Raw genomic sequence first — 10228 nt, forward strand, 5'->3', positions numbered from 1 at the left:
CCGTTAGTCTATTTTTATACTCTGAAGGACAGATGCAGCATCGGCATAGACTTCCGCCAAAAACTCCTTAGTCGGCTGTACACGCTGCAGTAGACCAGCAATTTGCCCCGACATCACGATTCCCTTTTGAATCTCTCCATCATCTGCTGCTCGCTGCAATGCGGACAAAGTAAATGCTTCCTCATCCTTTGAAGCCGTCAACTGATTTTTTAACCCGCGAATCGCACCTCCAGAAGACTTCTGAATCACCGTCGTTGATGTATCTTCAGCTTGTAGGATGGCTTGCTGATAGTGCTCATGGATCGGACACTCTGATACGGTCAAAAAGGCTGTTCCCATTTGAATCCCTTGTGCGCCTAATGCAAAAGCTGCCGCCATTCCACGCCCGTCACCAATACCGCCTGCTGCGATAACCGGTATCCCAACTGCCTGAACAACTTGAGGGACTAGCGCCATCGTCGTTGTCTCTCCAATATGCCCGCCAGATTCCATGCCTTCCGCGATTACACCGTCGATCCCTAATTGTTCCATCTTTTTAGCGATTTTTACCGAAGGAACCACAGGAAAAATCTTTATCCCTGCTTGTTTTAATCGTTCTACATAAGGCTTAGGTGTTCCGGCGCCCGTCGTGACGATTGTTACGCCCTCTTCAATCAGCACCTCTACTTGTTCTGAAACAGTTTCCATTTGCAGCATCAAATTCACACCAAAGGGCTTCATTGTACGTTCCTTTGTTTTTTGAATTTGTTCCCGTAAGTCTTCACTACTTAGGCCGCCAGCCGCAAGGATTCCTAAACCACCAGCTTCTGACACTGCACTGACTAGCGGGTAACGGGCAATATGCGCCATCGCTCCTTGAAAAATAGGATACTGAATCCCCAACAATTCCGTGAGAGTTCCCATCGTATCGTTCCTCGCTTCCTTTTTTCTTCATCCTAGCATATTTCCACAAAAAAATAAGCGCCCTGCAAAAATTGCAAGACGCTTCTTCTTAATTTGCTACGATATTCACCAGTTTATTCGGTACAACGATCACTTTGCGAATAGTTTTCCCGTCAATATTGCGTTGGATATGTTCGTCTTCCATCGCCAATTTTTCTAATTCCTCTTTTGCCAGATCTACAGCGACCATGACTTTTGAGCGAACCTTCCCATTCACTTGCAGAATGACTTCAATCTCATTTTCGACCAATGCTTCTTCATCATAGGTTGGCCAAGCCGCATAGGATATGCCGCCTTCATGACCTAAGATCTCCCACAATTCTTCAGCGATGTGCGGTGCGATCGGCGCCAACAATTGAACAAAGCCTTCTACATATTCATAAGTCAGTGCTTCCGCTTTATACGCGTCATTAACAAAAACCATCAATTGAGAAATCGCCGTATTCAAATGCAAGTGTTCCATATCTTCTGTCACTTTTTTAACGGTTTGGTTATAGACCTTCGTCAATGACCCATCGTTTAATGTCGTAATATGGTCGCGCATCTTGCCTTCTTCATCCACGATCAAACGCCACACACGATCTAAGAATTTCCGAGAACCCTCTAGTCCATTCTCACTCCAAGCAATCGACGCATCCAGTGGTCCCATAAACATTTCATACATCCGCAACGTATCGGCACCATACTGCTCTACGACATCGTCAGGATTGACAACATTCTTCAATGATTTACTCATTTTTGCAGGCGCTTCTTCCAATTCTTCCCCTGTTTCGATGCTAAACCATTTACCCTCACGTTTTTCAACCATGTTCGTCGGTACTAGAGCGCCGCGGCTATCACGGAAGCTTTGGCCTAAGATCATTCCCTGGTTGTACAATTTTTGGAATGGTTCGTTCGTTGGCACGACACCGATGTCATACAAGAACTTGTGCCAGAAACGAACATACAATAAATGAAGGACCGCGTGTTCTGCCCCGCCAATATAAAGATCGACTGGCATCCAGCGTTTCAATTTATCATAATCTGCTAACGCTTCTTTATTATGAGGATCAATAAAGCGCAAGTAATACCATGAACTTCCTGCCCACTGCGGCATTGTATTCGTTTCGCGACGGCCTTTTTTACCGGTGATCGGATCCACGACGTTGACCCATTCTTCGATATTCGCTAGTGGCGATTCGCCTGTGCCGCTTGGTTTGATATCTGTTGTCTTCGGCAATTCCAATGGCAATTCGTAATCCGGCACCAAACCAGTCGTGCCATCTTCCCAATGAATGACTGGGATAGGTTCTCCCCAATAACGTTGACGAGAGAATAACCAATCACGTAAACGATAACTAACTTCCTTTTTCCCACACTCGTGTTCTTCCAGCCATGGAACCATTTTATCGATCGCGTCTTGTTTGTTTAATCCATCTAGGAACTCTGAGTTGATATGCGGACCGTCGCCAGTGAAGGCTTCTTTATCCACATCCCCACCTTCAAGTACAGGAAGGATTGACAAGCCAAATGTTTTAGCAAATTCATAATCGCGTTCATCATGCGCTGGAACCGCCATGATCGCCCCTGTTCCGTAAGAAGCTAACACATAATCCCCGATCCAGATCGGCATTTTTTCACCATTCGCAGGATTGATCGCATACGCACCCGTAAAGACCCCTGTTTTTTCTTTGGCTAAATCTGTTCGATTCAATTCAGATTTTTTTGAGGCCTCTTCAATGTACGCATCCACTGCTGCCTTTTGTTCAGGCGTCGTAATTTTTTGCACCAATTCCAACTCTGGTGCTAAAACAGCATAGGTTGCACCAAACAACGTATCAGGACGAGTCGTAAAGACTGTGAAGGTTTCATCGCTGCCTTCAATCTTGAAGCGGACATTGGCACCAATCGAACGACCAATCCAATTACGTTGCATTTCTTTGATGCTTTCTGGCCAATCCACGGTTTCTAGATCATCCAGCAAACGATCGGCATAAGCCGTAATCTTCAGCATCCATTGACGCATTGGTTTACGAACAACATCATAACCGCCCCGTTCGCTCTTGCCATCGATGACTTCTTCATTGGAAATAACTGTTCCTAATTCTGGTACCCAGTTCACCGGAACTTCCGCTTCATACGCCAATCCTTTTTCATACATTTGTTCAAAGATCCATTGGGTCCATTTATAGTAATCAGGATCTGTCGTATTTAATTCTCGATTCCAGTCATAGCTGAATCCTAGAGAGTTGATTTGTCGTTTAAACGTTTCGATATTTTTTTTCGTAAATTCAGCAGGATCATTTCCTGTATCTAACGCATATTGCTCCGCAGGCAGCCCAAACGCATCCCAGCCCATTGGGTGCAAGACATTGTAGCCCTGTGCTCGCTTCATTCGCGAAATAACATCCGTTGCAGTATAACCTTCTGGATGCCCTACGTGCAGTCCTTGTCCAGATGGGTAAGGAAACATATCCAATGCATAAAATTTTGGTCTTTCAGGATCATCTTGGGTGTTGAATACGTGATGCTTTGCCCAATATTTTTGCCATTTTTTTTCAATCGTTTTGTGATTGTAACTCATGTTGTTCCTCCTAATTTTGAATTCATTTAAAATACAAAAAAATCCCATGAAAGTTCTCAAAACTCTCATAGGACGTTATCAACGTGGTACCACCTATATTTATCTGTCAAAGAGACAGACCTCAAAAGAAATAACGGTCTTTAACCGGATCGATCGATCATGCTCCGAGGTAAGTTCGACTGTCCCGCATACACACTCTCAGCACCGTGCGCTCTCTGAAATGCGTTCGTTTCTACTACTCCTCTTCCAAGCAACAATATTCAAAGTAGTTTTATCTTAGCAGATTCCCCAATAATATTCAATGGAATTCCACTATTGAAATCCCGTTAAGAAATCCTTGAAAAAATTGTTCCACAGGGGAAACATGATATAATACTCCTGTTTAGAAAGGATGAATCAGAAAAATAATGAAAAATAAACCCATCTACCAATTAATCGGCAGTTTCACTTTGCTGTTTTTTGCGGCATTGTGTTACATCGTTCGATTTTATCCAGAAACACTCTCTGGTTTTGATCGCGGAATCATTCATGGCGTTCATCAGCTTTACCCTCAAATGAACGGGTATTTTTTGTGGGTAACAAAATTTGCGAACCCCATTACAATTATTCTTTTATCGTTCGTGTTCGTCGGCTTGTTCTATTTCAACAAACAAAAAATCACTGCACTTTGGCTAGCGCTTAGTATGGTGCTCATTAGCGGGATCGGCAATCACCTGCTGAAGCTCTTCTTCCATCGCGCACGTCCAACGATTTTACCGCATATGGTCTCGGAACATAGTTTCAGCTTTCCCAGCGGTCACTCGACGGCCAGCACGCTGCTATATGGAACGTTGATCTTTGTCATGCCGTTGTTTTTCAAAGAAAAAACGCCACGGTTAATCGCTCAGATTCTTGTAGGTCTGCTGATTTTTAGTATTGTTGTCAGTCGAATCTATCTAGGTGTCCATTATCCGAGTGATGTTCTTGCCGGCACTCTTTTCGGCAGCAGCTGGCTATTGTTCACCTACCCTATGTACAAAGAGAAAAAATTAGCTTACGATCTTAAATCAATCAGGAGGAAAAAATGACCTTTCAATATAGTGATGATGAATCCAAACGTTACCATTCATGGAACTACGCCCTGCGCCACGAATTCGGCGGGAAAATTTTTAAAGTGCCGGTAGATGGCGGATTTGACTGTCCAAACCGTGATGGTACGGTCGCACATGGCGGATGTACCTTCTGCAGCGTTTCTGGTTCTGGCGACATGATCGTCGCACCAAGTGACCCGCTGCCTCAGCAATTCCACAAAGAAATCGACATGATGCACAAAAAATGGCCTCATGTCGATCAATACATCGTCTATTTCCAAAATTTCACCAATACTCATGCACCTGTAGCGGTCATACGCGAACGCTTCGAGCAAGTTGTCAACCTGCCTGGTGTTGTTGGTTTGTCTGTGGGCACTCGTCCAGATTGCTTACCTCCAGAAGTCGTAGAGTATCTAGCAGAACTGAATCAGCGCCTGTATTTATGGGTTGAATTAGGTCTGCAAACAACGTACGAAAGCACGAGTGATCGCATCAATCGTGCGCATGATTATGCGACTTACGTGGATGCCGTCGCTCGTCTTCGTAAGCATAATATCAACGTGTGTACCCATTTGATCAACGGACTCCCTGGGGAATCCTTAGAGATGATGCGGGAAAATGTCCGCCGTACGATTTTGGATTCAGACGTTCAAGGCATCAAGCTGCACCTGCTCCATTTGATGCGTAATACAAAAATGCTGCGGGATTATGCAGAAGGACGTCTCCAATTAATGAGTAAGGACGATTACGTTTCCGTGATTTGCGATCAATTGGAGATGATCCCACAGGACATCATTATTCATCGACTGACTGGAGACGCGCCTTGGGATTCATTGATCGGCCCCATGTGGAGTTTGAAAAAATGGGAGGTTTTGAATGCGATCGACCAAGAGTTGCTTCGCCGAGACTCTTATCAAGGAAAGTTTGCTCTCAGAAAGGAATTTGAACATGCTTCTAACGGCTCTGCGCTTTAGTCACCAATTACTGAAGGACGTCATTGATGAAGGCGACCACGTCATTGACGCGACGATGGGAAATGGCAACGACACACGCTTCTTAGCTGAATTGGTTGGCACGACAGGTCGTGTTTACGCCTTCGATGTTCAAGAACAAGCAATTAAAAATACGTATGAAAAACTAGCCGAATACAAGGATCGTTCCACCCTCTTTCTCGCTGGCCATGAGACGATTGACGAAACTATTTCTATCGATCAACCAATTAAGGCAGCAATATTCAATCTTGGATACCTTCCAAACAGCGATAAGAAAATCATTACATTGCCCGAAACGACAAAGCAAGCGATGGCCGCTATCTTGGACAGGTTGTCTGTCAGCGGTCGAATGATTCTCGTGATCTATTATGGACACGATGGTGGCGAAGCCGAAAAAAATGAGGTGCTACGTTTTTGCCAGGAATTGCCGCAGGAAAAATTTAGTGTATTAAACTATCAATTTATTAACCAAAAAAATAATCCACCCATTTTATTATGCGTAGAGAAAAAGAACGACTGAGGCTCACTCTCAGTCGTTCTTTTCATTGAACCATTCTAATACTCGTTTGATCCAAGCATCCCAAAATACCCAGTCGTGTTTTCCTGGACCTTTTTCAAACGTCACATCCAGGTTTTTTTGTTCCATTTTATGCGCCATGTATTGGCTAGCAGGATACAGTTCATCTTCCGTTCCGCAGGCCAAAAAGAAACGCGGCGCAGATTTTTCACTGTTCACTAACTCATTCAATAGGAAGAGTGGATCATTTTCTGATCCTTGTATTTGATCCAGTGGACCAAATACACCTGTCCAATAAGCTTCGTTTCGTACCAATAGCAAGCTTTCCACGTCAGCCAATACAACTGCTCCTGACAATGAAGCTACAGCAGCAAACTTCTCAGGTTTCGCTAAACCAAGTTTCAATGCGCCATAGCCGCCCATCGACAATCCGGCCGCAAAGGTCTTTTCTCTTTTATACGTAATCTGCGGAAACAACTCATGAATAATTTCTGGTAGTTCTTCCGAAACGAATGTCCAGTAATGCATATCGTATGTCGTATCCGTATAGAAGCCCAGATCTGTTGAGGGCATGACTACCGCCATACGGTATTCAGACACATAGCGTTCAATCGACGTACGACGTTCCCAAACGCTGTGATTTCCGCCCATGCCATGTAACAAGTACAAGACAGGTACATCTTCAGTGGCCCCCACCGTTTCGGTTCCGATCTTTTTATGTGTCGTTTGCGGCAAAATGACATTCATCGCCACTTCCATTTGTAAAACGTTCGAGTATACATTTACCTGTAAAAAAGCCATCAACTAAAGCCCCCAGTTCGTTTATTCTTCGTTTAGTGTAACACTTCTTGACTGTTTGCCAACCATAAAGCTAAAAATGAGCGCAATGATAATCAACACTAAGCCTGCAAAATAAACCCAATGCAAACTATCAAAAAGAACCTTCCTTAATTCCATTCGTAAATCAGAATCAATTTGCAAGGCCGTGTGGGGATTGATCAACCGATTCATGATATCAAGATCTGCGATCCCCGCCTGAACCAACTGACGACCATTCGCAACATTCAGAATAATCCCAAAAAGCGAGACCATCACTGTTTGTCCAATCGTCCGCGACAACGTATTAAAAGAAGTCGCAACACCAATTTCTTCTTTTGGTACACTCGCCTGTGCTTCGACGGTCGTTGTCGTAACAGATAATCCATACCCGACACCTAAAACGCCCATGATGATGAAAAATAGCCAAAACGGACTTTGCTGCGGTAAAGCTAATAAAGTCCCGCCGCCAGCTAAAATAATCGTCAAACCGATGATAATGATCCTTTTTGCTGGATACTTGCGTAATAATTGGCCGGATAAAAAAGACCCATACATCCAGACAATCGACATTGGTGCCAACACTAATCCGCCAAGCCCTGCTGGTTTCCCTAGTACACCTTGCATCCACATAGGGATATAAACATCTAGTCCCATCAAAAAACCGCTGATCAATGCAGCCACAATATTCACACTGGCAAACGTTTGATTCTTGAACAAGTTCAAATTGATGACAGGATCTTCTGCGCGCTTCTCTGTTCGAATAAAGAGAACTAGCGAAAGGATGCTGGCTGCAAATAAAGCAATGACTGCTGCTGACAGTCCGCCATCACCTAAAAGCTGGAAGCCCAATAGAAGGCTGACCAATGTCAACATTAAAAATAAACTCCCAAAAATATCCATTTTTTTCGCCTGATGCACTTTTTTCTCTTCTATAAAGAAATACTGCAACAAACCGATCAACGCTAATCCGATCGGAACATTGATAAAGAAGATCCAGTGCCAACCAACCGTATCGACGATCAAACCACCAGCCAAAGGACCAAATACGCTGGCGACACCCCAAGCCGCACTCGTCAATCCAAGTACCTTCGCGCGCTTTTCAATATCATATAAATCCGCAATGATCGTTAAAGAAACAGGCATGATCGCTCCCGCGCCAATCCCTTGAATTCCTCGAGCGATAATCAACGTCATCATTTCATTGGACATACCGCACAATGCTGAACCCAAAACAAATAATACTATTCCAAAAATAAAAATCGGCTTTCGCCCGATTTTATCCGCCAGTTTACCATAAATCGGTGTAATCATGGCATTCGTCAATAAATAAATCGAGAACACCCAATTCATGATCTCAATACCATGTAGACTTCCAACAATCGTTGGCATCGCAGTCGTCACAATTGTTCCCTCGATCGCCGACATAAATGTGGCGATAAAAATCCCCGCTGTCACAACTTTCACATTTGTTTTTCTCTTCATTTCATCCTCCAAGATCCCTATAATTCTTTTCTAACCCTACCATATAGTCGCCAGTAGTTGCTATACTTTTTTGATTCAAAAAAAGAGACGGTCTATTGATCACTGATCAATAGAAACCGCCTCGTGAACTCCACAAATAAACAAATTTATGTCTGTACGATCTATCCTAAATTCAATCTTTTTTTCAACACATCGACTTTGTCTGTATGCTCCCAAGGCAAATCAACATCTGTACGACCAAAATGACCATACGCTGCCGTATCGCTATAGATTGGACGCAAAAGATCCAACATCTCAATAATTCCCGCTGGCCGTAAATCGAAGTTTTCGCGAATCGCACCAATCAATGCTTCTTCGGAAACCTTGGCTGTACCGAACGTATTTACTGAAATAGAAACGGGTTGCGCCACACCGATCGCATAGGCAAGTTGAACCTCCACTTTTTCAGCTAAGCCGGCAGCAACAATATTTTTAGCAATATAGCGTGCCGCATAAGAAGCAGAACGGTCCACTTTCGTCGCATCTTTCCCAGAAAATGCACCACCACCATGACGTGAATAACCACCGTATGTATCCACGATGATCTTACGTCCAGTTAAACCAGCATCCCCTTGAGGTCCGCCAATAACAAATCGACCTGTTGGATTAATAAAGTATTTTGTTTGATCATCCAATAATTCAGCAGGAATTTCATGCTTGATCACTTTTTCCATTACGTCCTTTTGGATGGTTTCATTCTCTACAGCATCATTATGCTGAGTGCTGATAACCACTGTATCCACACGCAAAGGCTTGCCATTTTCATCATATTCCACAGTGACTTGGGATTTAGCATCCGGTCCAAAATAAGCTACTTCTCCCGATTTACGTAAATCTGCTAAACGTTTTACCAAATGATGACTCAATGAAATGGGTAAAGGCATTAATTCAGGTGTCTCGTTCACTGCAAAACCAAACATAAGGCCTTGGTCTCCAGCACCGATTTCATCTAATAACTCTTCTTTTCCACGAGTTTCTAGCGCATCATCCACCCCTTGTGCAATGTCAGGCGATTGTTCATCAATTGCGACTAACACTGCCACATTGTCACCATCGAAACCAAATTTCGACTCTGTGTAACCAATGCGCTTGATTGTTTCACGAACAACCTTTTGGATATCTACATATGCTGAAGTAGAAATTTCTCCAAAAACTAAAACAAGCCCAGTCGTCACAGATGTCTCACATGCAACTCTGGCTTTCGGATCCTTTTCCAAAATCGCATCCAAAATCGCGTCACTGATTTGATCAGCAACCTTATCCGGATGTCCTTCTGAAACTGATTCAGATGTAAATAAACGACGTTCTTCCATTATAAATATTCCCCCTAATTTTTATTCGGTTACAAGGAATCTCTGGCTTTTTCCAGAGCCTATCGGGAACTTGCAACGACTCGATTATAACAGAAAAATAGCCGCTGTCACTAATAAATATATCAATAACTTTGAAAACTTACGAAAAGCCCTTTTGTGTACAAAAAAAAGAGACGTTTCTAAACGTCTCAGCATGACCCGTACGGGACTCGAACCCGTGTTACCGCCGTGAAAGGGCGGTGTCTTAACCGCTTGACCAACGGGCCACAATAATAATAAAACGGAGAAGGAGGGATTTGAACCCTCGCGCCGGTTTCCCGACCTACACCCTTAGCAGGGGCGCCTCTTCAGCCACTTGAGTACTTCCCCAAAAACCAAAAAAGATTTTTAATGGGCCTAAATGGACTCGAACCATCGACCTCACGCTTATCAGGCGTGCGCTCTAACCAGCTGAGCTATAGGCCCTTCATAAAAACTAAAAGCGGGTGACG

Annotated in this window: 8 protein-coding genes, 4 tRNA genes, 1 riboswitch and 1 other annotated feature (1 of these 14 cut by a window edge); of the genes, 3 read left to right on the forward strand and 9 right to left on the reverse strand. The window is 43.7% G+C overall.

The window, feature by feature from the left end:
• Nucleotides 1–3: 3 nt before the first annotated feature.
• Together I592_RS13495 and leuS are read right to left on the reverse strand one after the other, a co-directional pair.
• A complete protein-coding gene (locus I592_RS13495) occupies nucleotides 4–903 on the reverse strand; it encodes a DUF561 domain-containing protein (RefSeq protein WP_010779636.1) in 900 nt (299 codons plus the stop codon).
• Between the two features lie 88 nt (nucleotides 904–991).
• Nucleotides 992–3505, reverse strand: a complete 2514-nt coding sequence (gene leuS / locus I592_RS13500; protein ID WP_010779635.1) for a leucine--tRNA ligase — start codon at nucleotides 3503–3505, stop codon at nucleotides 992–994.
• A gap of 65 nt (nucleotides 3506–3570) precedes the next feature.
• Nucleotides 3571–3763, reverse strand: a binding site (T-box leader).
• Nucleotides 3764–3912: 149 nt separating this feature from the next.
• On the opposite strand from leuS, the gene I592_RS13505 reads away from it, so the two are divergent.
• Genes I592_RS13505 through mnmM form a run of 3 tightly spaced genes read left to right on the forward strand, consistent with a single transcriptional unit; the run spans nucleotide 3913 to nucleotide 6087 of the window.
• Nucleotides 3913–4572: a phosphatase PAP2 family protein gene (locus I592_RS13505; protein ID WP_010779634.1), complete on the forward strand. Its 660-nt coding sequence runs from the start codon at nucleotides 3913–3915 to the stop codon at nucleotides 4570–4572.
• Nucleotides 4569–5549, forward strand: a complete 981-nt coding sequence (mnmL, locus tag I592_RS13510) for a tRNA modification radical SAM protein MnmL/YtqA (RefSeq protein ID WP_010779633.1) — start codon at nucleotides 4569–4571, stop codon at nucleotides 5547–5549. Before I592_RS13505 ends, mnmL begins: the two co-directional genes overlap by 4 nt.
• Entirely contained in the window at nucleotides 5524–6087 is a 564-nt protein-coding gene (mnmM, locus tag I592_RS13515) for a tRNA 5-(aminomethyl)-2-thiouridylate-methyltransferase MnmM (protein WP_010779632.1), read from the forward strand. The genes mnmL and mnmM overlap by 26 nt, the downstream gene beginning before the upstream one ends.
• Nucleotides 6088–6096: 9 nt before the next feature.
• Here mnmM and I592_RS13520 read toward each other — a convergent pair whose 3' ends face one another.
• The 7 genes from I592_RS13520 to I592_RS13550 all read right to left on the reverse strand — a co-directional run.
• Complete coding sequence (locus I592_RS13520; protein WP_010779631.1) at nucleotides 6097–6885, reverse strand: alpha/beta hydrolase; 789 nt, start codon at nucleotides 6883–6885, stop codon at nucleotides 6097–6099.
• A gap of 21 nt (nucleotides 6886–6906) precedes the next feature.
• Complete coding sequence (locus I592_RS13525) at nucleotides 6907–8385, reverse strand: MDR family MFS transporter (RefSeq protein WP_010779630.1); 1479 nt, start codon at nucleotides 8383–8385, stop codon at nucleotides 6907–6909.
• 161 nt (nucleotides 8386–8546) lie between these two features.
• The gene (metK, locus tag I592_RS13530; protein ID WP_010779629.1) at nucleotides 8547–9737 is read right to left on the reverse strand and encodes a methionine adenosyltransferase; all 1191 of its coding nucleotides are present in this window, start codon (nucleotides 9735–9737) and stop codon (nucleotides 8547–8549) included.
• Nucleotides 9735–9818: riboswitch (SMK box riboswitch) on the reverse strand. (Overlaps the previous gene by 3 nt.)
• Before the next feature lie 113 nt (nucleotides 9819–9931).
• Nucleotides 9932–10003, reverse strand: a tRNA-Glu gene (locus I592_RS13535).
• Nucleotides 10004–10018: 15 nt separating this feature from the next.
• Nucleotides 10019–10106, reverse strand: a tRNA-Ser gene (locus I592_RS13540).
• A gap of 22 nt (nucleotides 10107–10128) precedes the next feature.
• Nucleotides 10129–10202: transfer RNA gene (locus tag I592_RS13545), tRNA-Ile, on the reverse strand.
• Between the two features lie 15 nt (nucleotides 10203–10217).
• A tRNA-Gly gene (locus tag I592_RS13550) sits at nucleotides 10218–10228 on the reverse strand (it continues 60 nt past the right edge of the window).

It is taken from the genome of Enterococcus gilvus ATCC BAA-350 (assembly GCF_000407545.1).
Classification (GTDB): domain Bacteria; phylum Bacillota; class Bacilli; order Lactobacillales; family Enterococcaceae; genus Enterococcus_A; species Enterococcus_A gilvus.